Raw genomic sequence first — 24,334 nt, forward strand, 5'->3', positions numbered from 1 at the left:
CATGCGCATGCGCCGTCACAGTCTTCAGCAGGAAGAAGAAACCGGAATCGATCTCACGCCGATGCTCGACGTGGTGTTCATCATGCTGATCTTCTTTATCGTCACCAGTACCTTCATGCGCGAGGCCGGAGTCGAGGTCCAGCGTCCCCAGGCGGACACCGCCAGCGCCCAGGACGCAGGCAACATTTTCATCGCGGTCACGGCCGATGGCCAGATCTGGATCGACAAGCAGGCCGTCGACGCTCGCAGCGTGCGGGCACACGTCGAGCGTTTGCGGGTCGACCAGCCCGACGGTGCAGTGGTCGTCCAGGCCGACGAGGATGCGCGCACCGGCCTGGTGGTCCAGGTGATGGATCAGGCCCGATTGGCGGGTGTTCGTGACGTGGCCCTGGCGGCCACCGCAGGCGGGCGCTGATGAGCACGGCGCAGGCTGGCTTGCGGCCGGTCCGCCTGGGGCTGTCGTTTCTGGCCGCCTGCGCGACGGCCCTGGGCCTGTTCGTGCTGATGCTGGCGATGGTCATGCCGCCGAGAGCCAAGGCTCCCGAGGATCCTCTTGCGGTGGCCAACTTCGTGCGCATGGACGGTCGCCAGGAGAGCGCCGCGACGCGCAGCAGGCAGCAGGCGCCACAACCGCCTCAACAGCAGACCCCGCAGCCGCCCACACCGCCAATGCCGACCGCGGCCGCGCCCCAGGCAAATCTGCCGCAGCTCGATATGCAATTGCCAAGCATCGACGCCAACATCTCGGTGGCGGCTGCGCCGACCCCCAGCCTCTCCGGCCTGACCGCTCAGGTGGCCCCGTCTTCCGCGCCAGCGCCCAGCGCACCGGCAGCAGCGCCCAGCGTGGCCGAGGCCGCGCCGGCCGGCGGCGCGCCAGGCGGTCCCGAGCACGAGGTGGTGCCACTCAACGACGTGCGTCCGCAATATCCGGTGAGAGCCCAGCAGCGGGGGATCGAGGGGCATATCAAGCTGGCCTTCACCATCACCCCTGAAGGCCGCGTGGAAAACATCCGGGTGATCGAGGCGTCGCCGCCCAATACCTTCGACCGTGAAGCGCGGCGGGCGGCGGCCCGCTGGCGTTTCGCGCCGCGTACCGAGAACGGCCAGCCGGTGGCGCGCGAAGCGGTCAAGACCCTGCAATTCCGTTTGCAATGAGGATCCTGAGAATGAGGCGCATGCTGCTGGTGTTACTCCTTGCCGCGGGGCCGCTGCAGGCCGCGCAGAGTATCGATCCGGTCGTGTTCCAGGCGCTGCAGGAGGCGCAGCGCGCGCAGCAGAAGGGCGATTATGGCGCGGCGCGCCGCTCGCTGGAGAAGACTTCGCCGCGTGAGGGTAGCCTCGAGGACGCGCTGATCTGCCGCAGCCGTGGCTACCTGGCCTGGGCCGAGGGCGATAATCGGCGCGCGCTGGAGTGGCTGGAGAAGTCCTATGCCACCGGCAAGCTGGACGACCAGGCGCAGGCCGAGGAGCGCCTCAACCTGGCCCGCCTGAATCTGGTCGAGGGTCGTTATCGGCGGGTGGTCAAGCTGCTCTCGCCGCTGCCGGAGAAAGCCCCGGAGGAACAGCTGAAAATGCTCGTTCAGGCCTATCAGGGGCTCGCACAGCATGACCGGGCGTTGCCGCTGGCCGAGCGCTATGTGCGAGCCAACCCCAATGCCGAAGACACCTGGCTGCAGTTGCTGGTGGCGGGCAATGCCAGTCTCAAGCGCTATGCGGAGGCGGAGCGCTGGCAGCGTCAGTTGCTGCTGCGCACGCCTGATCAGACCAGGGCCTGGTGGCAGCTCGCCGGGCTGCAACAGATGGCTGGCGAAGAGCAGCGCGCCCTGGCTACCCTGCGTACGGCAAGGACCAAGGGACTGAACTTCACCGAAGGCGAGCTGGACAATCTGGTGCTGATGGCCAGTGCGGCCGAGCAACCCTGGCAGGGCGCGCGGTTGCTCGAAGGCATGATCGCCGAAGGCCTGCTGCAGCTGTCCCCGGCTCGCCAGGAGCGCCTGGGTGTGCTCTGGTGGCAGGCACGCGAACGTGCCCGGGCCGCCAGCGCCTATCGTGAGCTGGCCGGCAGGACCGGGCAGGCGGGGCACTGGATGAACGTCGCCCAGCTGGAGCTGGAGCAAGCCAACTGGCGGGCCGGTCTTGATGCATTGGGACAGGCGGAGCGGGCCGGGGCTGATCACCAGACGGTGCGCGACTGGCGCCAGTGGGCCGAAAGCGAGATGGGCATGGACAAACTGCCCCAGTTCGCTCAACGTCCGTGAGCCGATCATGATTCGTATTCGAGGACGGATCGGCAATTGGCCGGTCGATCTGGAAGTCGACCTGGACGCCAGTGACTGGGCGCAGCTGGGCAAGGACCTCTCAGCGGTCGAAGCTGGGCCAACCGAGGCGGACGCGACCGCTGCGCCCCGGTCGAGTCCGGGTAACGACCCGCTCTGGCAGGCTGCGCAGGATCTTCTTCGCGAGGCCGGCGAACTCAGCGGCCCGGCCTTGCTCGAGCAATTCGAGCCGCTGACGGGCAACATGGCGGCCGCCAAGCGCCTGCTGGTGCGTCTGCGGCATTGCCCGCAGGTGCGGATCCAGCAAGACGGGGAGACGCCGCTGTACCGCTGGACAGGATGAGCGCCACCACCTTACTGGCCAGCGGCAGGTCTTCAATAGATGGCCTGGTACAACCTGCGACGGTAGCTGGTGACCAGTGGGTGATCGTTGCCCAGCAGATCGAATACCTGCAATAGCGTCTTGTGTGGTAGCCCGTCGCCGTAGCTCCGGTTGCGCACGAAGAGCTTCAGCAAGGCATCCAGCGCCGCTTCGTGTTGCTGTCGCGCCAGTTGCTGGATGGCCAGCTGATAGGCAGCCTCGTCGTCTTCGGGGTCTTGCGCGACGCGTGATTTGAGCAGGGCAACCTCAGGCAAGTCGCCGGCCTGGCGCAGGAATGTCAGCTGCGCACGCGCCCCCGCCAAGGTCTGCTTGTGCTCGTCGCCCTTTATCGCGTCGAGCACCAGTTCCGCCTCGCCCAGCTCGCCGCGTTCGGCCAGGCAGCGGGCGTAGAGCAACAGGGCCCCGGCGTGTTCATTGTTTTCGGTCAGGATGTCCTTGAGCAGCTGTTCCGCTTCGCCAAAGCGAGCTGCGTCAAACAGCGCCTGGGCACTTTCAAGCGGGTCGCCCGCTGCGGATGCAGGTAATTGGACATGTGGCTCGAGCAGGGCGCGAATCGCCGATTCAGGTTGCGCGCCAGCGAAGCCGTCCACCGGCTGGCCGTCACGAAACAGCACCACGGTCGGCAGGCTGCGGATGCCAAAACGCATCACCACGTCCTGTTCCAGATCGCAATTGACCTTGGCGAGCAGCAGCTCGCCCTGATACTCCTCGGCAATCCTGGCGAGCAGGGGCATCAGCGCCTTGCAGGGCGCGCACCATTCCGCCCAGAAGTCGACCAGCACGGGCTTGTGGAAGGAATTCTCGATGACCAGCTGTTCGAAGTTGGCATCGTTGACGTCATAGATGAAGGAAGACTGGCTCATCGGTAATCGGCACCGGATCGGTAGGTGATGTCCATGGTAAGTGGGGGCGCCGCTGTCGGGAAGCAAGGGCGCGCGGAGCTATATCGGCCAGTCTGCCAGAGAGCGGTAACGAACTCCTGCAGCGGTGTCCTGCGAGTGATAGAGGGCGAAGCGATCGACTTGCCATGCCAGCACTGGCGAAGCGCCTTCGGGTCTCGCATCGGCCTGGCGATAGAGCGTCAGGTGGGGGCGAAATTCCTGGCGATCGTAGTCCACCCCGGCCTCCGCCAGCGCTTCCCGCAGCCCGGTGGCCAGTTGCAGGAGAGCGGCCGGCGCATCGCTCGGCTCGAGCCAGAGCACGCCACCGGCGGTGAGCCCCAGTCGCTCCAGGCGCAGCTCGAAGGGTTCGGTCCGGAGCGCTCCGGCAAGGGTGCGCAGGGACGCCAGGCGTGCGGCGGGTTGGCGGCCAAGAAAGGCGAGGGTGACGTGCAGGTTGTCCTGCGCCACCGATCGACCTGGCTGCCTCGCCAGACTGTTTCGCCAGGCCGTTATCCGCTCGGCCTCGGCCGGTGGGCAGGGCAAGGCGAAGAACAGGCGCAGCCCGTCAGTCATGCAGGCTGCGCCTCGACGCTCGCCCAGCGACCGCGCTCGATCATGGCTGCACGCGCAACTGGCCGATCGATTGGCTCGCCGAGCTGGCGAGGCTACGGGGCGGCAGCTGAAGGATCAATTGGCCGCGCTGGGTCACCCGTCCGCGCAGTTCCACGGGGCGGTCGGCGGCAAAGCTATCCGGATTGAACTGCAGGAGAAACGGCAACTCGTCGCCGTCACCCTGCAGCCGCAGGTTGGCCAGCAAGCGCTCCGGGCGACGGCCCTGACCCACCTGCAGCAGGGCCAATTCCACCTCGGCGCCTGCCGGGACACCCAGCAGGCTGCCACTGATGGCGTTCAGGCTGGCAGCCTGGGGGTCCTGGCCGACAGGGCCGGTCACGGTGGCGGGCGCAGCGGTGATCGCCTCGTCGGTCGGCGTCGTGCAGCCGGCAAGGAGTATGAGCAAGGCAGGGAAAAGAGCGAAACGCAGGGGCACGGCAGACCTCTCGACCAGTGGGCAGGGGCGTTTTGTATAGCAGCAAGCCGTGCGCCTGTCTCGCGCCGCTCGGCGGCAGGTGATCGCCCATGGCAGAAGTGGATGCGCTAAGATGGCGATCTCTACAAGGATCGCTTCCAGCATGCACTGTCCATTCTGCGCTGCCAACGATACCAAGGTGATCGATTCGCGCCTGGTCGCCGAGGGCGACCAGGTACGCCGGCGGCGTGAATGCGTCGCCTGCGGCGAACGCTTCACGACCTTCGAGACTGCCGAGCTGGTCCTGCCCCGGCTGATCAAGCAGGACGGCAGCCGGCAGCCATTCGATGAAGAGAAGCTGCGCGGCGGCATGCAGCGCGCACTGGAAAAGCGGCCGGTCAGCGTCGAGCGTCTGGAGGCGGCAATCGCCCATATCAAACATCGGTTGCGGGCCACTGGAGAGCGGGAGGTCAAGTCGCGTGTGCTGGGCGAACTGGTGATGGCCGAGCTACAGAAGCTCGACGAGGTCGCCTACATTCGCTTTGCCTCGGTGTATCGCCGGTTCCAGGATCTGAGCGAGTTCCGCGACGAAATCGATCGGCTCTCCCGCGAGCCGGGCAAGAGCTGATGCACCCGCTCGACCACGCCTTCATGGCGCAGGCCTTGCAGCTGGCGCGCCAGGGTCTCTATTCCACCCATCCCAACCCCCGGGTCGGCTGCGTAGTGGTGGCTCAGGGTGAGGTGGTGGGCGAGGGCTGGCATGTGCGCGCCGGCGAGCCGCACGCCGAAGTTCATGCACTGCGCCAGGCCGGTGAGCGCGCACGCGGAGCAACGGCGTACGTGACCCTGGAGCCATGCAGCCATTACGGCCGCACGCCACCCTGCGCCGAAGCGCTGGTGCAGGCCAGGGTCGGCCGCGTCGTCACTGCGATGCAGGATCCCAACCCGCTGGTGGCGGGGCGAGGATTGCAGCGGCTGCGCGAGGCGGGGATCGAGGTCACCTGTGGCGTGCTGGAAGGCGAGGCGCTGGCGTTGAATGCCGGCTTCGTCAAGCGAATGAAGACCGGATTGCCCTACGTGCGGGTCAAGCTGGCCATGAGCCTTGACGGGCGCACCGCCATGGCCAGCGGCGAGAGCCAGTGGATCACCGGTCCGGCGGCGCGGGCGGAGGTGCAGCGTTTGCGGGCAGGGTCCAGCGTAGTGCTCACCGGTGCCGACACGCTGCTGGCCGATGCCGCGCGGCTCACCGTCCGTGGCGAGGAGCTGGGGCTCGACGCCGAGCAGACAGCCCTGGCCCTGGCGCGCCCGCCGCTGCGGGTCCTGATCGATGGCCGTTTGCGGGTGCCACTCGACGCGCCTTTTTTCCAGGCTGGCCCCGCACTCGTGGCGACCCGTCTTGATCCGCCCGATACCTACCGGGCCGCGGGGCTGGATGTGTTGACCCAGCCCGGCGGGCCTGGCCAGGTGGATCTGCAGGCCCTGCTTGGCGAGCTGGCCCGGCGCGGTGCCAACGAGGTGCTGGTCGAGGCGGGGCCGCGCCTGGCCGGTGCCTTCGCCCGGCTCGGGCTGGTGGACGAATATCGGATATTCATGGCGCCCAAGCTGCTCGGCTCCATCGCCCGTCCGCTGCTGGAGATGCCGCTGGAGCGCATGAGCGAGGCGCGCGAGCTGAGCATTATCGACGTCCGCTCCTTCGGCATGGACCTGTGCATCACCGCCTGCCCCCTCTGAGCTGCCATCCCTGCTTTCCGCTGTCGTCCGATTGTGCTACAAACCTGCCGCTGGTCGCGTCGCGGCCGGTTACGTTCTCAGGGCGGGGTGAAATTCCCCACCGGCGGTAATGGCACCCTGCCTAGCCCGCGAGCGCTTGCCTCGGCAAGGTCAGCAGACCCGGTGAGATCCCGGGGCCGACGGTCAGAGTCCGGATGAGAGAGAGCGGGATCTCCGACACGCCCTTCGCGGGGTCGTGCGCAATCCCTATCGATCCGCAAGCCCTGTTTTCTTGAAAAACAGGAGTCTTCTTCATGTATCGAACCATTCCTTGCGCCGGGGTGCAGCCATGTTCACCGGCATAATCGAAGCAATAGGCACCATTCGCGCATTGACTCCCAAGGGGGGCGACGTGCGGGTCCTGGTGGAAACCGGCAAGCTCGATCTGGGTGACGTCAAGCTTGGCGACAGCATCGCCGTCAACGGCGTATGCCTGACGGCCGTGGAGCTGCCCGGCAACGGCTTCTGGGCCGACGTCAGCCGCGAAACCCTGACCCGCACTGGGTTCAACGATCTCAAGGCCGGCAGTCCGGTCAACCTGGAAAAGGCTCTGACCCCCACCAGCCGCCTCGGCGGTCATCTGGTGAGCGGACATGTGGACGGCGTCGGTGAGATCGTCTCGCGCCAGGACAATGCCCGGGCGGTCCAGTTCGTCGTGCGTGCCCCGGCGGAGCTGGCCAGGTACATCGCGCTGAAGGGCTCGATCACCGTGGACGGCACCAGCCTCACGGTCAACTCGGTGAACGGTGCGCAGTTCGAGTTGACCATCGTTCCGCATACCCTGAGCGAAACCATCATGGCCGACTACCGGCCCGGGCGTCGGGTGAATCTCGAGGTGGACCTGCTGGCCCGTTATCTGGAGCGACTGCTGCTTGGCGAAAAGGCCGCCGAGCCGCAGTCGTCCGGCATTACCGAAGGTTTTCTCGCCGAAAACGGCTTTCTCAAGCATTAAGGGGTAGCCGCATGGCTCTTAACAGTATCGCCGAGCTGATCGAAGACATTCGGGCCGGCAAGATGGTCATCCTGATGGATGACGAAGACCGCGAGAACGAAGGCGACCTGATCATGGCCGCCGAGTGCGTACAGGCCGAGCACATCAACTTCATGGCGCGCTTCGCCCGTGGCCTGATCTGCATGCCCATGAGCCGCGAGCGCTGCGAGGTGCTCAAGCTGCCCTTGATGGCGCCGCGCAACGGCTCGGGCTTCGGCACCAAGTTCACCGTATCCATCGAGGCCGCCGAAGGCGTGACCACCGGAATTTCCGCGGCAGACCGCGCGCGCACGGTGCAGGCCGCGGCGGCGCGCAGCGCCCGCGCCGAAGACATCGTCAGCCCGGGCCACATTTTTCCGCTGATGGCTCAGCCGGGCGGCGTACTGGCACGGGCCGGGCATACCGAGGCCGCCTGTGACCTGGCGCGCATGGCCGGCTTCGAGTCGAGCGGGGTGATCTGCGAAGTCATGAACGACGACGGCACCATGGCCCGCCGCCCTGAACTCGAAGCCTTCGCCGAGCAGCACGGCATCCGCATCGGCACCATCGCCGATCTGATCCACTATCGGCTGCTGCACGAACGCACCATCGAGCGGATCGCCGAGCAGCCCCTGGATACTGAGCAGGGCCCGTTCAACCTGGTGACCTATCGCGACTCGGTCGAGGGCGACGTGCACATGGCCCTGACCCTAGGGTCCATTTCGCCGGACCAGCCGACCCTGGTGCGGGTGCATACCATGGATCCTCTGCGCGATCTGCTGATGGTTCGCCAGGCCGGGCGCTGGAGCCTGCGGGCGGCCATGGCCAAGGTGGCCGAGGTGGGCAGCGGCGTGGTTTTGCTGCTGGGCAATCCTGTGGATCAGGAGGACCTGCTGGCGCATGTTCGCGAAGGTACAGTGGGTCAGGCCGGCAAGCCGCCCGGCACCTACAGCACGGTCGGCGCCGGCTCTCAGATCCTGCGCGATCTGGGCGTTCGTCAGATGCGCCTGATGAGTTCGCCGATGAAGTTCAACGCCATATCCGGCTTTGATCTGGAAGTTGTAGAATACCTGCCCGCCGAATGATGCCTGGCGCTGCCCCGTGCAGCGCCTTCGCTCTTTAAATGAGATGAGATCCGCTATGCCCCTGAAGACCATCGAAGGTACCTTCATCGCCCCCAAAGGAAAGTTCGCCCTGGTGGTCGGCCGTTTCAACAGCTTTGTCGTCGAGAGCCTGGTCTCCGGTGCTGTCGATGCGCTGGTTCGCCACGGTGTCAGCGAAGACGCCATCACCATCATCCGCGCACCCGGCGCTTTCGAGCTGCCGCTGGTGGCCCAGCGGGTGGCAGGACTTGGGCAGTTCGACGCCATCATCGCCCTCGGCGCAGTGATCCGCGGCGGTACGCCGCACTTCGAGTACGTGGCCGGTGAGTGCACCAAGGGCCTGGCCCAGGTGTCCATGCAGTTCAACGTGCCGGTCGCCTTTGGCGTCCTGACCGTCGACTCCATCGAGCAGGCCATCGAGCGCTCCGGCACCAAGGCCGGCAACAAGGGCGCCGAAGCGGCGCTGTCGGCCCTGGAAATGGTGAGTCTGCTGGCGCAGCTGGAGGCCAAGTGAGCTTGAACCGCGACGACGACGGCCAAGCGCCGAAGCCGGCGAAAGGGAAGATCGCGACGCGCAAGGCTGCCCGCAGCCTGGCGATGCAGGCACTGTACCAGTGGCACATGGCAGGCCAGTCACTCAACGAGATCGAAGCCCAGTTCCGCGTGGATAACGACTTCAATCATGTCGATGGCGTCTATTTCCATGAGTTGCTCACCGGCGTCGCCCGCCAGCGCACCGAAGTCGACGGGGCGATCACCCCTCACCTGGATCGCGCCCTGGATGAGCTGGATCCGGTGGAGCTGGCCATCCTCAGATTGTCGACCTACGAACTGATGCAGCGGATCGACGTGCCTTACCGGGTCGTCATCAATGAAGGTATCGAACTGGCGAAGGTGTTCGGTGCCACCGAGAGCCACAAGTTCGTCAACGGCGTGCTCGACAAGCTGGCGCCGAGCCTGCGCAGCGCCGAGACGCGCAAGCGCTGACCCGGCCGGGCATGGGCGAATTCGAGCTGATCGGCCGCTATTTCGCCGCTGCCGCCTGTGCGCGTGTTGGCGGCGAATTGCTGCAGGGGATCGGCGACGACTGCGCCCTGCTCGCGCTGCCACCCGGCGAGCACCTGGCGGTGTCCACCGACACCCTGGTGGCCGGAGTGCACTTTCCCGATCCCTGCGATCCCTTCCTGCTGGCGCAGCGAGCCCTGGCCGTCTCGGTCAGCGATCTCGCCGCGATGGGCGCGGACCCTCTTGCCTTCACCCTGGCGCTGACCCTGCCGCAGGCGGAGCCGGCCTGGCTCGAGGACTTCGCCCGGGGCCTGGAACGCGTGGCCGCGCACTGTGGCATCCGCCTGGCCGGTGGCGACACCACGCGGGGGCCGCTGTGTCTGACCCTCACCGTGCTCGGCCGGGTGCCAGCCGGCCAGGCCCTGACACGCGCCGGCGCGCGGCCGGGCGAGCTGTTGTGCGTGGGCGGGCCGCTCGGCGCGGCAGCGGCGGCCTTGCCATTGGTGCTCGGTACGTCGAGCGCCGCGCCCGAGGTCGCCGCCCCGCTGCTCGCCGAGTACTGGACGCCCAGGCCGCAGCTGGCGCTGGGGCGCTGGCTGAGGGAGCGTGCCGGGGCGGCGCTCGATATCTCCGACGGGCTGCTCGCCGATTGCGGGCACATCGCCGCCGCCTCCGGCGTCCGCCTGGTGATCGAGCAAGCGCGGGTGCCCTGTCCTGCACCTGCGAAGACCTTCCTTGGCGCCGAGCGGGCGCTCGCCTGTGCCTGCTCGGGCGGCGACGATTACCGGCTCGCCTTCACCCTGGCGCCCGAGCATGTCGCCGAGCTTGCCCGGGAGGTCTGGCCCGTCTCGGTCATCGGGCGCGTGGAGGAGGGCGCCGGCCTGTGCCTGCTAGGGCCTGACGGCGACGAGATCGCAATCAGCCAGGGCGGGTACAACCATTTCGCGGAGCCGTCGGCCGAGCGTCCGGCAGCGCCCAGGCGCAACGCGTAGCGCCCGGGGCCGCGCCAGCTGGCTATAGCCGGAAGTTGCTCATCTGCTTCGAGAGGTCATCCGCCAGCGCCTGCAGGGTGCGGCAGTCGCTGCGGCAGGCCGTGGCGTCGGTCGCCGTGTCGGCGGCGAGGGTGGCGATACCCTGAACGTTGCGGTTGATCTCCTCGGTCACCGACGACTGCTCCTCCGTCGCGGTCGCCACCTGGATGTTCATGTCGCTGATCCGCTCGATCTGACCCGTGATGCGGGTGAGCGAGGTGCCGGTGCGCTGGCTCGATTCGACACCGGTCCCGGTGGCGGCCTGGCCGGTCTGCATCGAGGCCACCGCGGTATCGGCGCCTGCCTTCAGCCGGCCGATCATGTTCTGGATATCCTCGGTGGACGCCCGGGTTTTCGAGGCCAGGGTGCGAACCTCGTCGGCCACCACCGCGAAGCCGCGACCCGCTTCGCCGGCGCGGGCCGCCTCGATCGCCGCGTTCAGGGCCAGCAGGTTGGTCTGATCGGAAATGCCGCGGATCACCGCCAGCACTTGGTCGATCGACGCGACCTCGTCGGCCAGTTGCATGACCGCCTTCGCCGCGCCGCCGATCTCGCCGGACATCTGCTCGATGAGCGCGGTGGATTCGCTCACCTGCTGGCTGGCCTCGGACGCCTCGCCGCGTGCGGACTGGGAGGCGCCGGCGGCGTCGCTGGCGTTGCGCGCGATCTCCTGAACCGTCAGGCCCATTTCATTGACCGCGGTGGCTACCATGTCGGTCATCTGCTGCTGCCGGTCGGCCCGCTCCGCCGTGTTCTCGACGACCAGGGCGACCTGGGTCACGGCGCTGCGCAGTGTCTGGCTGGTCTCGCGCACCTGGCTGATCAGATGGTGCTGGCTTTCCACGAAGCGGTTGAAGCCTCGCGCCAGGTCGCCCAGCTCGTCGTCCCGGGTATCGTCCAGGCGGCGGGTCAGGTCGCCGCCACCGCTGCCGATCTCGGTCAGGGCCGTGGTGACCGTCCGGATTGGACGCACCAGCCCGCGCGCGAGCAGGGCGACGAAGATGAGGAAGCCGAGCGCGATGGCCAGGCCGACGGCGCTGGTGGTCCACATCGCCTGGCGCGCCTCGGCGAAGATCTCGTCCTCGGGGATTTCCGCGATCAGCACCCAGCCCAGGGTGTCGAGCGGCTGGGCGACCGACAGGAAGGTCTCGCCGTCGCGCTCGAAGCGGGTAGCGCCGCTCGGGTTCTCCAGCAGGCGGGCCGAGGCTTCCTGCCCGACGAGCTCGGCGAGCAGCTTGGTGTCGTTGAACGAGGCGTCCGGGTGGATCTTCACCTTCTGGTCGGATGGGCGCACCAGATAGATTTCTCCGCGTTTCCCGAAGCGGGCGTCGGCGATCCGCTGCGACATGCTGTCCAGGCTGAAGCCCAGGCCCGCGACCCCGAGCGTCTCGCCGCCGCGGCTGATGCGTTGGTTGATGAAGAGGGTGATCCTGCCGGTCGCCTTGTCGATATCGATTTCGAAGCGCAGGTTCTCCGCGCTGTCGACCAGGCTGTAGAACCAGCCCTCCTGTGGATTGCTGCGGTTCACCGTCCGGGTGAGCCCCTTGTCCGAGTAATAGCGCCCGCTTTCCAGCGAAACGATCGAGGTGGTCAACGCCTGCTGGTCGAGCCTGACGGCCTCCAGGTAGTCCACGAATTCGTCGATCCGCTGCGGGGCCTCGCCGTCGGCCAGCCAGTTCTGCGCCAGCGGGTTGTTCGCGATGCTGCCGATGGCCACCACCGGCCCTGCCAGGGTGCGCTCCAGGTCGTTGCGAATGGCGTTCACTCGCTCGGGAAGTACCTGGCCCACCAGGTTGTCCTCGGTCTGCCTGTTCATCGCCAGCGCATACAGGCCGATCACGGTAAGCACACTGAGCAGCAACGCGGTTCCCATGCTCACGATCAACTTCGTTTGGATACTGCTTCGCCAAGACGTCATACCGACCTCACCTTTCTGCCGCGCGTCTGCCGGGCAGCACGCAAGATTCCAGCTACGAGGCCTGTGATAGAGCCTTGGAGCCAACCGGGTGGCGATTCTGGAGGGCAAAATCCTGACCTTCAAGCCAAAAGTGACAAGCTGTATTTTGGGCACCAGATCGGTGCAAATGGTCGCTAGTTACGTGCCTGGATTTGCCTGAATGCATCAATGGGGTGCGTGATGCTGCGTTGTCGATCAGTTATGGATAACTGCAGGTGCAGTCGATGCACCTCACGTCTACGTGGGGTTTCTGCCAGGTGAGGTGCTTGCGAAGCGTAGGCCTCGACTTCATCTGGCAAGTGGCTTCGAGCTTGATCATGTTCGGCGTATGACCGCTATCCAGCCGGGAAGGGCATTCGTCATCGTCCCGAGGAAATCGAGAGTCGATGGGCACCCGGGTTTGGGAAAGCCATCTGCGATCAGGGGAGCAGGTAACTGCTTGGCCATGGCGGGGCGCTTCGTGATCTTGGCTGCGCACGGCCAGGCGCTGGCGATGCCTCGTCTCGGCTACACTCATGCCGGCAATCGAGTGGGCGCCTGCCCGTTTCGAAGACGAATGGCACCGGGTCGAACACCGCGACCTTGATATTCAGCTCGACCAAGGCGGTCAGGCCGTCGATGGATTTTCGGAAGTCGACAGGCTTGGGGTAGAGGTAGACTTTTCGACCTTGTCATCATGCCGGGGAGCTCCAGAAGGGAATCGGACGCTCAGCTTCGGATGACGCCGCTGGCGATGCGCAAGAGCATGACGTACGGCCAGGAATGGAGATGGCGCGGCGCGCCAAAGTCACCCAGAAGACCGGTATGGCGATCTACTTCTGCGATCCGCACAGCCCTGGGTGGGTAACCATCGTCTCTACCGCACCCTCAGAGACCATTGATCTTGGCGATTAGATATAGCGGCTCCAGAGTATGTTGACAGCAGCACCACTAGATCCATCGCCTGGCCCGCCACTGCCGCTGTCAGAAGTTGTCGAACTGCCGGCAGGGTTGTAACGATCTTGCGCCTCTGCCGGCACACGAAGATCAATAGTGGCTCCACCAGTGATTTTGTTGACAGTAGTTCCGTTACTGCGCTGCGCTAAGGCTGATATATAGCCGTGTACCGAAACTGAACTCGAACCGGTAAATAGGTTGCCAGCCTTGATCGCGCCGAATACCGATTTGTCTACCTTAATATCTCCTCCGAGATATTCACTTTTGCTACATCCATTGGCGCTGCCAGGCGGACAGCTGCCAGCAAGCAGTGCATAGTTGCCTATGCCGCCATGTGCTTTGGGAGTGTAGCCGTTCTTGCAAAACTCAGTCGGTCGCAACGAGTAAATACTGTTGTTGCAGACGCCTAGGGCAGTATGTCCGCCGGCAGTAATGCCGTCAGGGCCGGCATAGTTCAACGAAAATACCGCCCCGCCGGCACTGGTTACACGAAGATTGCCAGTGGAGATAAAAGTGTTGGTGTAGACTCCGTTCTCGATGCTGATATCACCGTCCGCAAGAATAACTCCAGGGGCATGGTTTTTTCCATTGAACTCCCAGCCTGTAAAATCCCATTTGTTGACGTACGCCGGCAAAGGAGTGGTAATGTTATTCGCGATGCCCAGTTGTACTAAACAATGGCCGTCAGTCTCATCCTTTCGCGATGGGGTGTTGTTATTGATGCATGCGTAACCGTCGACAGTCCTATTGGTCCAGCCTGTATTGGTTGGGTCGATGATATTGGCCCTGCGGTAGTAGTAGCCATTATCACGCACCTCCTGTGGATTTTCTTCATTAGCAGAGTTGCGAACTCCATCCACGCCTTGAATTTTTACTCTCACTGCGCCGTTCTTATAGGAGTAGATGTAGTTGGCTAGATCTCGGAGGGTGTTGGCATCGAATACCTCGGCTTCCACTTCTACAGGCGGTACGGGGACCAGTACCACTGGCTGGCTGGAGCGCGTTGCGCTTCGGCTACAGTTAGGGTTGTCGAAAAAGCTTCCCCCATAGACAGCTGAGGACCAATTAGGCGCACAACCAACGATCCTCAGATCACCTTCTGCTTGAATATGACCAGCGTTTACGCTGCTATTGATTTCAACATTTCCCTTAGAGTAGATGTTGTCGATGGTGGGTGTAGGGTTAGTCTTCACTCCGGAGGTCGGGCTTATAGTGCACAGCTGTGCCGCTCCAGTTGCACATTGCGCAGTACCTGCCGGCTTGTTGGACAAGGCACGGATATCTCCGTGCTTACCTCCGGTCACCTCCACCGATCCATTGGCAGTGATCGACTGGCTGTTGATGGTATTGGCCAGGCAGGCATTACGAGTGGCCTTGACGTTGTTTACGGTAAAGTTACCGTTGCTTAATAGTATGTCGCAGTTGGCGTGCATTTCCTGGAAGTTGGTGGCTGAGCCGCCAACAAACCTGATTGACCCGGTCGAGCGAATTACATCAATACCACCAGTGGATAAACCGCCCAGCCTGACGTCTCCGTCGACAACGATCTCGTAGGTTTGACCTGGCGATACATGCACCTTGAGGTCGCCGCTGATGTCCAAGCCATCTTGAAAGTGAATGACTCGCAGGTCGGGCTCCGGATTTACTGACTGTCCAGAGGGGGTTATCTGATAGATTGCTTCTAGGGTTGAATTGCTTTCGGCACGTGTGTTGCTGGCTGCAGTTGCGACTATCTTTACTTTGGCGTGGTAGACATCGGCAGATATGTTTTTCATTTCCACTAGAGATGCGTTGGTGCCTGGCATAATACTTTGATCAAATATTATGGGTGCCTCTGCACCTACGAGGCTTTCAATGTTCTCTTTGCTTTTGGCAGCCTCCTGCCAGAATTCTCGAATGATTTCTGCTGCTGCCCACGCCCTAGCCTGCGCCTGAGTCTGTGCGTGCAGTGTTATCGCCTGTTCCTGATGAGCTCTGTTGTAATAAATACCGCCACCGACCGCTGCAGTCAGTGACAACCCGACCAGTACTACGATCAGGAGTGTGGCCACGCCACGTTGGCTGGGGGGGAGCGTGTGGGGAGTCATGGCGCTTCTCCATAAGAGCCGTGCAGGCGATTACTGCGGAAAATTCAGCAGGCAGGTGGTGCTGCTCAGGTCGATGGCATCGCTGTCAGCCTTGGTAGCGCCCGTGCTGTGCTTTGTGTTCAGGGTGACTTCCAGGTGGCCCTGTCCGGCGACGCCCAGGCCTTGACAATCCTGATGGCGGACAGTGAAGGTAAATTCCTGGACCTTGCGAAAGGGTTGATTCTCGCCATCCGTTATTAGCGGCTGGGCATCCCAGGTGAGGTCTTCTGTCGCGTCGCTGCAGGGTTGCGAGCGCAGCAGGTAAAGCCCAAGGTCGCCTGTAGCAGGCGCATACAGTCCAGTACAGGTGACTTGGCCTGTACTGAGATTGGGGGCCTGGCTCCAGATCAGGGCGTTGCCCGTGCGCTGGCCGCTACCGATGTTTTGTGGGGTGCCAGAGAGGGCGCCGTTGGTGGGGGGCGCTCCCGTGAGGGTCGCTCCAGAGATCAGGCGCAAATGGGTACCGGGCTGGGCGTTGTCGATTCCGAAGCCGGCACCTTGCAGCTCCATATGGGCTACCAGCAGGCCGGTGGCGCGCTCGCCGGTGAGGCGGGCATCCTGGCTGGAGCGAGTGTTGCTCTGCAGGGTGTTGTTGAACAGCGCCATGCTGCTGAGAATGACGATCATGGAAACGACCAGCCCAACCAGCAGGGAAGTCAGCGAGACACCGTGCTGATGGTAACGCGGCGTCATTGGCCTGTTCCTGTGTTGATTTCCACCGTGCCGCCGAGCCAGTTGTCGCTATCGGTTTTGACATAACGCCCGACGGCCTCGCTCTCTACGGTAGTGCTGATTGGGAGACCATTTACTGGGGTGATGCTAACGGTGATGCTTTGTGTCGTACCGGAACCATAGTTTGCCGTGAGGGAACCGCCGCCTAGATCAAGGGGGACGGTGCTATCGATCGGTGGGCGTTGCAGCACTTCCCGCATCTGAATGACCGCCAGATTCTGTGTGGTGGTATAGCGCTGGACGAGCAATGCCCTGCTGCTGGCGTAGGCCAGGCCCAGGCCCATGACGACGACCAGAAGCATGCTGACCATGGCCTCGATCAGGGATATGCCGCGCTGGTTATTACAGAATGCCTTCATCCTTGACTCCTTGCGCTCCGCCCGTGCTGACCGCGTATGTAATGCGTGAACTGGGCAGGCCGCGGTTGTCGAAGGTCAGTGGCGAGGTAATCTTGTCAGATGCTGCATCGAATAGCTCGATGGTCACGCTCGATGGGGGCGTGGCTTGCCAGAGCGTGTTGTGACCGCATTTGACGGCGATGCTGGTGCCGAACTCCAGCTCGATGGAGGTACTGCAGCTATTGCGAATGGCGGCAGCCTTGGCCTGGCCGTAGGCCAGGACCAGGTCGTTCTTGGCGGTTTGCCGTTGTGCGCTGTTCGACCACTCCACGGTGAAAGGAGAGGCTGCCACGGCCAGAATGCCAATCAGGGCTATGGCTATCATCAGCTCGATCAAGCTAAAGCCCCGTGAGAGTAAAGGTTGGAGGCTTACCATGAGAAGCCTCCGCAGGCGCTGTCGCTACTGCTGGGGCTGCGACTGTTGGTGCTGGTAAGGCTTAGATTGCAGCCAGTCATTGTGCCAGTTCCAGTGGCTTCGAGCGTGTAGGTCGTGTCACTGTTTCTGGTGTACTGGAAGCCAAACTCTCCGGAGCCGGCACGCCAGGTAGGAAAGGCCGCCTGGACTGCACTCGTATTGGCTTGAGTGGCCGGATAACTCAGCGTGCGCTGGAAGTGATTCTCCACCGCTGTCGAAAGCGCCGAGAGGTCAGCAGCCGCGGCGCTGGCATGACCTCGTTTGACGTAGTTCTGGTATGCCGGCAGGGCAATACCGGCGAGGATGCCGACGATCACAATGGCGATCAGCATTTCGATCAGGGTAAAGCCTCGATTCCGGCGCATGGGTACTTCCTGCCTAAAGCTCGTCTTGACTGCATGACGTTGCTGGCGTTAATGCCTGTTGAAGTAAGATTAATCCTGCCGGCACCCGATCGCAATGACCGGCGTCAATGCGGCAGGCAAGCGGCTCTAGTGCTCTGCCGGTCCGCCGATGATCGTGCCGCGACCCCTCCATCGGGCCTGGTAGCTGATACAATCCCGCTTTTCGTTATTGGAGCACTACGGTGTCCGTCGTCTTCGTTGCCTCCTCCCTGCTGCCGACGCCCTTCGGCGTGTTCACCATGCATGGTTTTCTTGATGAGCAAACCGGCAAGGAGCACGTCGCCCTCACCATGGGGACGGTGGACGATGATGCGCCGGTGCTGGGTCGGCTGCATTCCGAGTGTCTCACCGGTGACGCGCTGTTCAGCATGCGCTGCGACTGTGGCTACCAGCTGGAGGCGGCGCTGCAGGCGATCGCCGCCGAGGGCCGTGGCGTGCTGCTCTACCTGCGCCAGGAAGGCCGCGGTATCGGCCTGCTGAACAAGATCCGTGCCTACGCCCTTCAGGATGAGGGTGCCGACACCGTGGAGGCCAACGAGCGTCTTGGTTTCGCCCCGGACATGCGTGATTACGCGATCTGCAAGCCCATGCTCGCCCACCTGGGTATTGCCGAGGTCGAGCTGATGACCAACAACCCGCGCAAGGTCAAGGCGCTGGAAGGGTTCGGCATTCGTGTCGCCAAGCGCAAGGCGCTACAGATCGGGCTCAATCCGCACAATCGCAAGTACCTGGAAACCAAGGCTGGCAAGCTTGGCCATCTGCTTGGCGAGATCCACCAGGGTGAGGCGGAGCAGTCCTGACTATCATGCCCGTCCATCTGTCTACCTTGCCGGATCTATTCAACTGAGGCGCTGGGCGATGGCGCTGTTGCCGGGGCTGGCATTCAGTGCCGCCGTGGGCGCGCTGCCGTTCAACGCCGGCGAGGTCGAAGGTCAGTTCGACAGCCAGTTCAGCATGCATAGCCTCTGGTCGACGGCGTCTCCGGACGCCCGCCTGGTAGGGAATCTCAATGGTGGGCGTGGCTGGTCCCAGGCTGGTGATGACGGGCGGTTGAACCATCGGCGCGGTGATCGCTTCTCGTCACGTTTTCAAGGGTTGCATGAACTCGAACTGCGTTACCGCGACCATGGCGTTGCGCTGTCGGGACGCTACTGGTACGACTTTGCCGAGAAGGACGGCGACCGGCGTCACAAGCCCATCGATGACAGTGGCCGTCAAGTGGCAGCGCAGGCTTCAGGCGCCGAGTTTCTCGAAGCCTTCTACTTCCACCATCATGCGCTGGGCGAGCAGCCGGGCGCCCTGAGGGTGGGGCGCCAGACGGTGCATTGGGGGGAGAGTCAGTTCATTGCCGGTGGAATCGATGCCATCAACCCGCGCGATCACAGTAGGCCGCTCAATCCTTCGCACCCCTTGCGTGAAACGGCCCGGCCTGTCGAGCTGGCCTATGTCTCGCAGTCGATCAACCGCCGTCTCGTGCTCGATCTTTTCTATCAACTGGCGTGGCGCCCGGATGTGCTGGCCAATTGCGGCACCTTCTTCTCCCAGGCCGACGGGCTGGCGCGGGGCTGTGTCGATCAGGATGTGATGGCGAACCTGATGGGCGCCCCCGGCCAGGGCCTGGAATCATCGTCAGGCGAGGGTGTTCGGCTGAGGCGCGGCGCCGACCGCGAGGCCCGCGATGATGGCCAGTTCGGCCTGGCGCTGCACGGCGTTGGAGACCGTGCCGACTACGGCCTCTATCTGCTCAACTACCACAGCCGTTCCGGGCTGTTCTCCAGTCGAACCGACGCCTCGGCGGCTTTCGCCGAAGCCTCGCCCCAGGCGCGGGCCGAGGCGGCCGAGCGAGGCGAGTACTGGCGGGAATTCGCCGAAGACATCCGCCTCTACGGAGTAAGCGTGGCTACCTGGCTGCCGGCCGGCATTCGTTGGTCGAGCGAGCTGAGTTACAGGCCCAACGCGCCGCTGCAGATCAACCGGGCCGAGCTGGTGCGGCGGCTGGGCGATCCAGCTTACGCGGGGCTGGCCAGTCCGGGCTACGCGCGCAAAGAGGTAACGCAACTGGTCAGTTCGTTCAGTCAGGTGCTGGACCGGGTTGGCGGTTTCGATGGACTCGAGCTGTTGGCCGAGTTCGGCTACGTGCGAGTGGGCGGGCTGGACGAGCAGGGTTACGGACGTGATCCGCTGTTCGGCCTGGGTGGAGGCGGGGGGCTGGTCACCCGTTCGGCCTGGGGCTATCGGCTCCAGGCGTCCTCGGTGATACGCAATCTCTGGCCGCGCATCGATCTGCTGCCGTCGCTGGGGTTCAGCCATGATGTCCGAGGCTTCGCCCCTGACGGAGTATTCAGCGAAGGCGCCAAGGCCGTCTCGCTGGGAGCGCAGGCGCGCTACCTGGATACCTACAGCCTGGCCGTCGAGTACGTGAATTTCTTCGGCGGCCGCTATAACATCCTGGTCGATCGGGATTATCTCGGCGTCAGCCTGGGGCTGGCATTCTAGGGTCTGTTGCCTTCAGCGTGCGGAGGCCTGCGTGTTGTCCGGCCGTCCGGCCTTCAGTACGTTGATTTCGCCGCGCTCGATGGCGAGGCTGAAGCACAGGCTTTGAATCAGTCGCTCCAGTTTGCTGCGGTCGCGCCACTGCTCGGCGAGGATATAGCGCTTGACCGCTACGCCCTGGGCGTCGGTCAGAGTCAGGAGGATGCTGCCGTCAGGCTTTTCGATGCAGAAATTGACGTTGTAGCGCGGCTGGAATACATCGCTGATCATCTTGAACGGACTGATACTCATGCCGCGCTCCTCCTGGACTATGGGCTGCGCTGTTGACCTCTCCAGAGGGCTAGAAGTTTCGCTACCGGTGACCACCATCGGCCGCGGACTCAGCGGGCGAAGTCGCCTTCGAGCCCCTCGGCGCGGAAGTTGAGCGTGCTGGCGCGGTATCCGGGCCGCAGCGGCGGTACCGGCATGCAGGCACTCCAGCTTTCGCCTGGCTGAAGATCGCCCGGGCCCTGGTAGCGTGGCTCGCTGAAACTGCGCTGGGTCAGATCAAGGCGGTCGCCGGGTGAGTGGGCGGCGATGCGCCAGCGCAGGCTCTGCAGCGGCCGGTCGCTATGGTTGGTCAGCAAGACCCGCAGCGGTCGGTCACCCGTGCACTGCTGGGGCGCATATTCGATGCGCAATTCCAGCCGCGACAGGCGCTGGTTCTCTCGATGGTCCTGCCAGAGGACCCAGGCCACAACCAGGCCAAGCGCGATCAGGGCGCCGGCGCTGATCGGCAGCGCGCGGCCGGGATAGCGGATCAACAGGATCAGCCAGGTCACGCCCAGCAACACACCAATCAGCATGTGGACACTCCAGCGCAGGTCATCTGATCGCCTCCTTAGCGTCGAGGGGGTTGGTCGGCGGCGTGGCTGGCCAGACGCTCCAGCGCCGCCCGCAATTGCGGGTCGGCAATGCCCGCGGCGGTGGCCTGCAGGCTGTACGCGGCGCGAGGCGAGAGCTCCGGCCTGGGGCGGCTCGGCGCCGCGGCCTTTCCGGACGGGCGTACCTTGAAGACGATCCGGGCCAGGCCGGCGAATTCAGGGAGGCTCTGCAGACCCTGCTGCAGGCGCCTCTGTCCGTAGCGCAGACGGGTAGCCCAGTTGCCATCGGTAACGATCAGCAGCAGGGTGCCAGCTCGCCAGGAGGCGACCCGGCAATGCGTGCGAGCGGCGGGTGGCAGCTGGCTTTCGAGCAACTGTTGCAGGCGCGAAAGGCGCTGCGCCTCGCTGAACAGAGCCTTCAGTGGCCGGGCTTCACGCAGCAAAGCCGAGGGAGTGCGCGCCGGAGGCGGGCGAAGGGTCATGGGTACGGCCTGTCTGGGTTTGCATTGATGGTAGCAAAGACGCGCTTCGGTTTGGGCTTGCCCTGCGCCGCCGCCCGTGCGATAGGTCGCCTGCCTATGCCCGGTAGCTGAAGACACTCGGCTTTTTTCCGCGACGTTTCCGAGTAGAATGGACGACTTTCGCATGCAGTCGTGGCCTGTCTCACGGCCGTGCCATTCATCCTCAGAATGGAAGTCGTTGCCCTTATGTTCGCCCCTTTGTTGAAAAAACTCTTTGGAAGCAAGAACGAGCGTGAAGTGAAGCGCATGCTCAAGGCGGTCAAGGCCGTCAATGCGCTCGAAGAGCAGATGGTGGCGCTCTCCGACGAGCAGCTGCGTGGCAAGACCGATGAGTTCCGGGCGCGCGTCGCAAAGGGCGAAACCCTTGACCAGTTGCTTCCCGAAGCCTTCGCCGTATGCCGTGAGGCCGGCAAGCGGGTGATGGGGATGCGTCACTTCGACGTGCAGCTGATCGGTGGCATGACATTGCACGAAGGCAAGATCGCCGAGATGCGTACCGGTGAGGGCAAGACCCTGGTGGCGACCCTGGCGGTGTATCTCAATGCGCTGGGTGGCAAGGGCGTGCATGTGGTCACGGTCAACGATTACCTGGCCCGCCGCGATGCCAACTGGATGCGCCCGCTGTACGAGTTCCTCGGCATGAGCGTCGGCGTGGTGTCGCCGTTCCAGGCGCCGGAGGAGAAGCGTGCTGCTTATCACTCGGACATCACCTATGGGACCAATAACGAGCTCGGCTTCGATTACCTGCGCGACAACATGGCGTTCAGCCTGCAGGACAAGTTCCAGCGCGAACTCAACTTCGCGGTGATCGACGAGGTGGACTCGATTCTCATCGACGAGGCGCGTACCCCGCTGATCATCTCCGGGCAGGCTGAGGACAGCTCGCGCCTGTATACCCAGATCAACACCCTGATCCCGCGTCTCCAGCGGCATATAGAAGAAGAGCAGGGTGTGGTTACCCAGGAGGGGCACTACAGCGTCGACGAGAAGACCCGCCAGGTCGAGCTCAACGAGCAGGGACATCAGTTCGTCGAGGAGATGCTCACGGCCGCCGGATTGCTGGCCGAAGGCGAAAGCCTGTATTCGGCGCATAACCTGGGTCTGCTGACCCATGTCTATGCGGCCTTGCGCGCCCACGTGCTGTTCCATCGCAACGTGGAATACATCGTGCAGAACAACCAGATTCTGCTGATCGACGAACACACCGGGCGGACCATGCCCGGGCGTCGACTGTCCGAAGGCCTGCACCAGGCCATCGAGGCCAAGGAAAGCCTGCCGATCCAGCCGGAAAGCCAGACCCTCGCCTCGACGACCTTCCAGAACTACTTCCGCCTGTACAAGAAGCTGTCGGGGATGACCGGTACCGCCGACACCGAAGCCTTCGAGTTCCGCCAGATCTACAACCTCGACGTGCTCGTGATCCCGACCAACAAGCCGCTGGCGCGCAAGGACTTCAACGATCTGGTCTACATGACCCAGGACGAGAAGTTCGCCGCCATCATCGAGGACATCAAGGACTGCCAGGCCCACGGCCGCCCGGTACTGGTGGGCACCGCGACCATCGAGAGTTCCGAGCAGTTGTCGCGCCTGCTGGTGGCCGCTGGCATGGAGCACAAGGTGCTCAATGCCAAGTACCACGACAAGGAAGCGGAGATCATCGCCCAGGCCGGTCGACCCGGTGCGGTGACCATCGCCACCAACATGGCCGGCCGCGGCACCGACATCCTTCTGGGCGGCAACTGGGAATCCGAGGTCGCGGCGCTGGAAGCCGACGCAGGGCAGGCGCCGAGCGAGGAGCAGATCGCCGCGATCAAGACCGACTGGCAGAACCGTCATCAACAGGTCATCGAGGCCGGCGGCCTGCACGTGATCGCTTCCGAGCGTCACGAGTCGCGGCGAATCGACAATCAGTTGCGGGGCCGGGCAGGGCGCCAGGGTGATCCGGGTTCGAGCCGCTTCTACCTGTCGCTGGAAGACAGCCTGATGCGCATCTTCGCCTCCGACCGGGTAAAGAACTTCATGAAGGCGCTGGGCATGGAGCAGGGCGAGGCGATCGAGCACCGCATGGTCACCAATGCCATTGAGAAGGCCCAGCGCAAGGTCGAGGGCCGCAACTTCGATATCCGCAAGCAATTGCTCGAATACGATGATGTAGCCAACGAGCAGCGCAAGGTGATCTATCACATGCGCAACAGTATCCTTGGCTCCGATGACATCGGCGAAACGGTGGTGGACTTCCGCGAGCAGGCCTTGGGCGCCGCGATCAGCACCCATATCCCGCCGATGTCGCTGGCCGAGCAATGGGACGTCCCGGGGCTGGAAACGGTGCTCTACAGCGACTTCGGCGTTACCCTCCCGCTCCAGCAGTGGCTCGACGAGGACGACAAGCTGCACGAGGAAGGCCTGCGCCAGCGCATCGTCGAGGCGGTCAACGCCGCCTACGCGGAGAAAGAGTCGCTGGCGGGTGCCGAGGCACTGCGCACCTTCGAGAAGCAGATCGTGCTGCGGGTGCTCGATGACCTCTGGAAGGAACACCTCTCGACCATGGACCACCTGCGTCACGGCATTCACCTGCGTGGCTATGCGCAGAAAAACCCCAAGCAGGAATACAAGCGCGAGTCCTTCACGCTGTTCCAGGAGTTGCTGGAAAACATCAAGCGCGACAGCATCCGGGTGCTCTCGCACGTGCAGGTCCGCCGCGAGGATCCAGCCGAGGAAGAGGCGCGCCTGCGCCGCGAAGCCGAGGAGCTGGCCAAGCGCATGGAGTTCAAGCACGCCGAGATTTCCGCCCTGGCGTCTGCCGATGCCGATGAAGCCGCGCCCGCTGTGCCCGATCCGACCGTTCCGGTGCGCACCGAGCCGAAGATCGGCCGGAACGAGCCCTGTCCGTGCGGCTCGGGCAAGAAATACAAGCACTGCCACGGTCAGATCAGCTAAGGGTCGCTTGACTCGCGGTCCGGAAGGTGGGCTCGAGCTCACCTTTAACCTGGCTACGGCGGCTGATTCCTGGCTGTCCTTTGCCGGGCAAGGCGGTGCAGGTCGCC

General features: G+C 64.0%; 26 protein-coding genes, 2 pseudogenes and 1 riboswitch. Of the genes and pseudogenes, 15 read left to right on the forward strand and 13 right to left on the reverse strand.

The annotated features are described in order from the left end of the window. Nucleotide 1 precedes the first annotated feature (1 nt). From ACFOMF_RS02040 to ACFOMF_RS02055, 4 genes are read left to right on the forward strand one after another with little or no spacing between them, the layout of a single operon-like run. A complete protein-coding gene (locus ACFOMF_RS02040) occupies nucleotides 2–415 on the forward strand; it encodes an ExbD/TolR family protein (protein ID WP_386360723.1) in 414 nt (137 codons plus the stop codon). Next, the gene (locus ACFOMF_RS02045) at nucleotides 415–1,155 is read left to right on the forward strand and encodes an energy transducer TonB (protein ID WP_386360725.1); all 741 of its coding nucleotides are present in this window, start codon (nucleotides 415–417) and stop codon (nucleotides 1,153–1,155) included. Before ACFOMF_RS02040 ends, ACFOMF_RS02045 begins: the two co-directional genes overlap by 1 nt. A gap of 11 nt (nucleotides 1,156–1,166) precedes the next feature. After that, nucleotides 1,167–2,258 carry a hypothetical protein gene (locus ACFOMF_RS02050; RefSeq protein WP_386360727.1) on the forward strand — a complete coding sequence of 364 codons (1,092 nt, stop codon included), beginning with the start codon at nucleotides 1,167–1,169 and terminating at the stop codon, nucleotides 2,256–2,258. Between the two features lie 7 nt (nucleotides 2,259–2,265). Next, nucleotides 2,266–2,619 (forward strand): hypothetical protein, encoded by a 354-nt coding sequence (locus ACFOMF_RS02055; RefSeq protein WP_386360729.1) that lies wholly within the window; start codon nucleotides 2,266–2,268, stop codon nucleotides 2,617–2,619. 32 nt (nucleotides 2,620–2,651) lie between these two features. Here ACFOMF_RS02055 and trxA read toward each other — a convergent pair whose 3' ends face one another. From trxA to ACFOMF_RS02070, 3 genes are all read right to left on the reverse strand, one after another. Then, entirely contained in the window at nucleotides 2,652–3,521 is an 870-nt protein-coding gene (trxA, locus tag ACFOMF_RS02060; protein WP_386360731.1) for a thioredoxin, read from the reverse strand. A gap of 78 nt (nucleotides 3,522–3,599) precedes the next feature. After that, nucleotides 3,600–4,112 (reverse strand): RNA 2',3'-cyclic phosphodiesterase, encoded by a 513-nt coding sequence (gene thpR, locus ACFOMF_RS02065; protein ID WP_386360733.1) that lies wholly within the window; start codon nucleotides 4,110–4,112, stop codon nucleotides 3,600–3,602. A 40-nt stretch (nucleotides 4,113–4,152) separates the two neighbouring features. After that, a complete protein-coding gene (locus ACFOMF_RS02070) occupies nucleotides 4,153–4,587 on the reverse strand; it encodes a YbaY family lipoprotein (protein WP_386360735.1) in 435 nt (144 codons plus the stop codon). Nucleotides 4,588–4,729: 142 nt separating this feature from the next. Between ACFOMF_RS02070 and nrdR the strand changes: the two genes are divergently transcribed. The 7 genes from nrdR (at nucleotide 4,730) to thiL (ending at nucleotide 10,406) form a co-directional block, all read left to right on the forward strand. Beyond that, nucleotides 4,730–5,194, forward strand: coding sequence for a transcriptional regulator NrdR (gene nrdR, locus ACFOMF_RS02075; RefSeq protein WP_386360737.1), 465 nt, complete (start codon nucleotides 4,730–4,732; stop codon nucleotides 5,192–5,194). After that, entirely contained in the window at nucleotides 5,194–6,297 is a 1,104-nt protein-coding gene (ribD, locus tag ACFOMF_RS02080) for a bifunctional diaminohydroxyphosphoribosylaminopyrimidine deaminase/5-amino-6-(5-phosphoribosylamino)uracil reductase RibD (RefSeq protein ID WP_386360740.1), read from the forward strand. The genes nrdR and ribD overlap by 1 nt, the downstream gene beginning before the upstream one ends. Before the next feature lie 69 nt (nucleotides 6,298–6,366). Beyond that, a riboswitch (FMN riboswitch) is annotated at nucleotides 6,367–6,507 on the forward strand. A 118-nt stretch (nucleotides 6,508–6,625) separates the two neighbouring features. Further along, nucleotides 6,626–7,288: a riboflavin synthase gene (locus ACFOMF_RS02085; protein WP_386360742.1), complete on the forward strand. Its 663-nt coding sequence runs from the start codon at nucleotides 6,626–6,628 to the stop codon at nucleotides 7,286–7,288. Between the two features lie 11 nt (nucleotides 7,289–7,299). Continuing rightward, on the forward strand, nucleotides 7,300–8,391 hold the full coding sequence (gene ribBA / locus ACFOMF_RS02090; protein ID WP_386360744.1) for a bifunctional 3,4-dihydroxy-2-butanone-4-phosphate synthase/GTP cyclohydrolase II: 1,092 nt from the start codon (nucleotides 7,300–7,302) through the stop codon (nucleotides 8,389–8,391). Between the two features lie 55 nt (nucleotides 8,392–8,446). Beyond that, the gene (ribH, locus tag ACFOMF_RS02095) at nucleotides 8,447–8,923 is read left to right on the forward strand and encodes a 6,7-dimethyl-8-ribityllumazine synthase (protein WP_386360746.1); all 477 of its coding nucleotides are present in this window, start codon (nucleotides 8,447–8,449) and stop codon (nucleotides 8,921–8,923) included. Then, the gene (gene nusB / locus ACFOMF_RS02100) at nucleotides 8,920–9,396 is read left to right on the forward strand and encodes a transcription antitermination factor NusB (protein WP_386360748.1); all 477 of its coding nucleotides are present in this window, start codon (nucleotides 8,920–8,922) and stop codon (nucleotides 9,394–9,396) included. Before ribH ends, nusB begins: the two co-directional genes overlap by 4 nt. A gap of 11 nt (nucleotides 9,397–9,407) precedes the next feature. Next, nucleotides 9,408–10,406: a thiamine-phosphate kinase gene (thiL, locus tag ACFOMF_RS02105; RefSeq protein ID WP_386360749.1), complete on the forward strand. Its 999-nt coding sequence runs from the start codon at nucleotides 9,408–9,410 to the stop codon at nucleotides 10,404–10,406. A gap of 22 nt (nucleotides 10,407–10,428) precedes the next feature. On the opposite strand, the gene ACFOMF_RS02110 is transcribed toward thiL, so the two are convergent. Together ACFOMF_RS02110 and ACFOMF_RS02115 are read right to left on the reverse strand one after the other, a co-directional pair. Continuing rightward, nucleotides 10,429–12,363, reverse strand: a complete 1,935-nt coding sequence (locus tag ACFOMF_RS02110) for a methyl-accepting chemotaxis protein (protein ID WP_386360751.1) — start codon at nucleotides 12,361–12,363, stop codon at nucleotides 10,429–10,431. A gap of 458 nt (nucleotides 12,364–12,821) precedes the next feature. After that, nucleotides 12,822–13,052: pseudogene (locus ACFOMF_RS02115) on the reverse strand (hypothetical protein); the annotation flags it as partial. Between the two features lie 56 nt (nucleotides 13,053–13,108). Between ACFOMF_RS02115 and ACFOMF_RS02120 the strand changes: the two are divergent. Beyond that, nucleotides 13,109–13,239: pseudogene (locus ACFOMF_RS02120) on the forward strand (IS30 family transposase); the annotation flags it as partial. Between the two features lie 53 nt (nucleotides 13,240–13,292). On the opposite strand, the gene ACFOMF_RS02125 reads toward ACFOMF_RS02120, so the two are convergent. The 5 genes from ACFOMF_RS02125 to ACFOMF_RS02145 are packed head-to-tail and all read right to left on the reverse strand — an operon-like array spanning nucleotide 13,293 to nucleotide 17,374. Beyond that, nucleotides 13,293–15,425, reverse strand: a complete 2,133-nt coding sequence (locus ACFOMF_RS02125; RefSeq protein WP_386360753.1) for a hypothetical protein — start codon at nucleotides 15,423–15,425, stop codon at nucleotides 13,293–13,295. Between the two features lie 30 nt (nucleotides 15,426–15,455). Continuing rightward, entirely contained in the window at nucleotides 15,456–16,157 is a 702-nt protein-coding gene (locus ACFOMF_RS02130; protein ID WP_386360755.1) for a PilW family protein, read from the reverse strand. Beyond that, nucleotides 16,154–16,555 (reverse strand): type IV pilus modification PilV family protein, encoded by a 402-nt coding sequence (locus ACFOMF_RS02135; protein ID WP_386360756.1) that lies wholly within the window; start codon nucleotides 16,553–16,555, stop codon nucleotides 16,154–16,156. Before ACFOMF_RS02135 ends, ACFOMF_RS02130 begins: the two co-directional genes overlap by 4 nt. After that, nucleotides 16,539–16,970: a pilus assembly FimT family protein gene (locus tag ACFOMF_RS02140; protein ID WP_386360757.1), complete on the reverse strand. Its 432-nt coding sequence runs from the start codon at nucleotides 16,968–16,970 to the stop codon at nucleotides 16,539–16,541. Before ACFOMF_RS02140 ends, ACFOMF_RS02135 begins: the two co-directional genes overlap by 17 nt. Then, nucleotides 16,964–17,374, reverse strand: coding sequence for a type IV pilin protein (locus ACFOMF_RS02145; protein ID WP_386360759.1), 411 nt, complete (start codon nucleotides 17,372–17,374; stop codon nucleotides 16,964–16,966). The genes ACFOMF_RS02140 and ACFOMF_RS02145 overlap by 7 nt, the downstream gene beginning before the upstream one ends. 221 nt (nucleotides 17,375–17,595) lie before the next feature. Between ACFOMF_RS02145 and ribA the strand changes: the two genes are divergently transcribed. Beyond that, on the forward strand, nucleotides 17,596–18,213 hold the full coding sequence (gene ribA / locus ACFOMF_RS02150) for a GTP cyclohydrolase II (RefSeq protein WP_386360760.1): 618 nt from the start codon (nucleotides 17,596–17,598) through the stop codon (nucleotides 18,211–18,213). Between the two features lie 58 nt (nucleotides 18,214–18,271). Further along, nucleotides 18,272–19,909 (forward strand): DUF1302 domain-containing protein, encoded by a 1,638-nt coding sequence (locus ACFOMF_RS02155; RefSeq protein WP_386360762.1) that lies wholly within the window; start codon nucleotides 18,272–18,274, stop codon nucleotides 19,907–19,909. A 12-nt stretch (nucleotides 19,910–19,921) separates the two neighbouring features. On the opposite strand, the gene ACFOMF_RS02160 is transcribed toward ACFOMF_RS02155, so the two are convergent. From ACFOMF_RS02160 to ACFOMF_RS02170, 3 genes are all read right to left on the reverse strand, one after another. Continuing rightward, the gene (locus ACFOMF_RS02160) at nucleotides 19,922–20,197 is read right to left on the reverse strand and encodes a DUF3509 domain-containing protein (protein WP_386360764.1); all 276 of its coding nucleotides are present in this window, start codon (nucleotides 20,195–20,197) and stop codon (nucleotides 19,922–19,924) included. 89 nt (nucleotides 20,198–20,286) lie between these two features. Next, complete coding sequence (locus ACFOMF_RS02165; protein WP_386360766.1) at nucleotides 20,287–20,751, reverse strand: multidrug transporter; 465 nt, start codon at nucleotides 20,749–20,751, stop codon at nucleotides 20,287–20,289. A 35-nt stretch (nucleotides 20,752–20,786) separates the two neighbouring features. Next, nucleotides 20,787–21,251 (reverse strand): DUF721 domain-containing protein, encoded by a 465-nt coding sequence (locus tag ACFOMF_RS02170; RefSeq protein WP_386360768.1) that lies wholly within the window; start codon nucleotides 21,249–21,251, stop codon nucleotides 20,787–20,789. Nucleotides 21,252–21,476: 225 nt separating this feature from the next. On the opposite strand from ACFOMF_RS02170, the gene secA reads away from it, so the two are divergent. Beyond that, on the forward strand, nucleotides 21,477–24,227 hold the full coding sequence (secA, locus tag ACFOMF_RS02175; RefSeq protein ID WP_386360770.1) for a preprotein translocase subunit SecA: 2,751 nt from the start codon (nucleotides 21,477–21,479) through the stop codon (nucleotides 24,225–24,227). Nucleotides 24,228–24,334: the final 107 nt, after the last annotated feature.

Source organism: Stutzerimonas tarimensis (assembly GCF_042648805.1).
Lineage (GTDB): Bacteria > Pseudomonadota > Gammaproteobacteria > Pseudomonadales > Pseudomonadaceae > Azomonas > Azomonas tarimensis.

Bases quoted from the DNA above. Each gene is read 5' to 3' on its own strand.
- ACFOMF_RS02040 (WP_386360723.1), top strand. From the start codon at position 2: ATGCGCATGCGCCGTCACAGTCTTCAGCAGGAAGAAGAAACCGGAATC.
- ACFOMF_RS02045 (WP_386360725.1), top strand. From the start codon at position 415: ATGAGCACGGCGCAGGCTGGCTTGCGGCCGGTCCGCCTGGGGCTGTCG.
- ACFOMF_RS02050 (WP_386360727.1), top strand. From the start codon at position 1,167: ATGAGGCGCATGCTGCTGGTGTTACTCCTTGCCGCGGGGCCGCTGCAG.
- ACFOMF_RS02055 (WP_386360729.1), top strand. From the start codon at position 2,266: ATGATTCGTATTCGAGGACGGATCGGCAATTGGCCGGTCGATCTGGAA.
- trxA (WP_386360731.1), bottom strand. From the start codon at position 3,521: ATGAGCCAGTCTTCCTTCATCTATGACGTCAACGATGCCAACTTCGAA.
- thpR (WP_386360733.1), bottom strand. From the start codon at position 4,112: ATGACTGACGGGCTGCGCCTGTTCTTCGCCTTGCCCTGCCCACCGGCC.
- nrdR (WP_386360737.1), top strand. From the start codon at position 4,730: ATGCACTGTCCATTCTGCGCTGCCAACGATACCAAGGTGATCGATTCG.
- ribD (WP_386360740.1), top strand. From the start codon at position 5,194: ATGCACCCGCTCGACCACGCCTTCATGGCGCAGGCCTTGCAGCTGGCG.
- ACFOMF_RS02085 (WP_386360742.1), top strand. From the start codon at position 6,626: ATGTTCACCGGCATAATCGAAGCAATAGGCACCATTCGCGCATTGACT.
- ribBA (WP_386360744.1), top strand. From the start codon at position 7,300: ATGGCTCTTAACAGTATCGCCGAGCTGATCGAAGACATTCGGGCCGGC.
- ribH (WP_386360746.1), top strand. From the start codon at position 8,447: ATGCCCCTGAAGACCATCGAAGGTACCTTCATCGCCCCCAAAGGAAAG.
- thiL (WP_386360749.1), top strand. From the start codon at position 9,408: ATGGGCGAATTCGAGCTGATCGGCCGCTATTTCGCCGCTGCCGCCTGT.
- ACFOMF_RS02110 (WP_386360751.1), bottom strand. From the start codon at position 12,363: ATGACGTCTTGGCGAAGCAGTATCCAAACGAAGTTGATCGTGAGCATG.
- ACFOMF_RS02125 (WP_386360753.1), bottom strand. From the start codon at position 15,425: ATGACTCCCCACACGCTCCCCCCCAGCCAACGTGGCGTGGCCACACTC.
- ACFOMF_RS02130 (WP_386360755.1), bottom strand. From the start codon at position 16,157: ATGACGCCGCGTTACCATCAGCACGGTGTCTCGCTGACTTCCCTGCTG.
- ACFOMF_RS02135 (WP_386360756.1), bottom strand. From the start codon at position 16,555: ATGAAGGCATTCTGTAATAACCAGCGCGGCATATCCCTGATCGAGGCC.
- ACFOMF_RS02140 (WP_386360757.1), bottom strand. From the start codon at position 16,970: ATGGTAAGCCTCCAACCTTTACTCTCACGGGGCTTTAGCTTGATCGAG.
- ACFOMF_RS02145 (WP_386360759.1), bottom strand. From the start codon at position 17,374: ATGCGCCGGAATCGAGGCTTTACCCTGATCGAAATGCTGATCGCCATT.
- ACFOMF_RS02155 (WP_386360762.1), top strand. From the start codon at position 18,272: ATGGCGCTGTTGCCGGGGCTGGCATTCAGTGCCGCCGTGGGCGCGCTG.
- ACFOMF_RS02160 (WP_386360764.1), bottom strand. From the start codon at position 20,197: ATGAGTATCAGTCCGTTCAAGATGATCAGCGATGTATTCCAGCCGCGC.
- ACFOMF_RS02165 (WP_386360766.1), bottom strand. From the start codon at position 20,751: ATGCTGATTGGTGTGTTGCTGGGCGTGACCTGGCTGATCCTGTTGATC.
- ACFOMF_RS02170 (WP_386360768.1), bottom strand. From the start codon at position 21,251: ATGACCCTTCGCCCGCCTCCGGCGCGCACTCCCTCGGCTTTGCTGCGT.
- secA (WP_386360770.1), top strand. From the start codon at position 21,477: ATGTTCGCCCCTTTGTTGAAAAAACTCTTTGGAAGCAAGAACGAGCGT.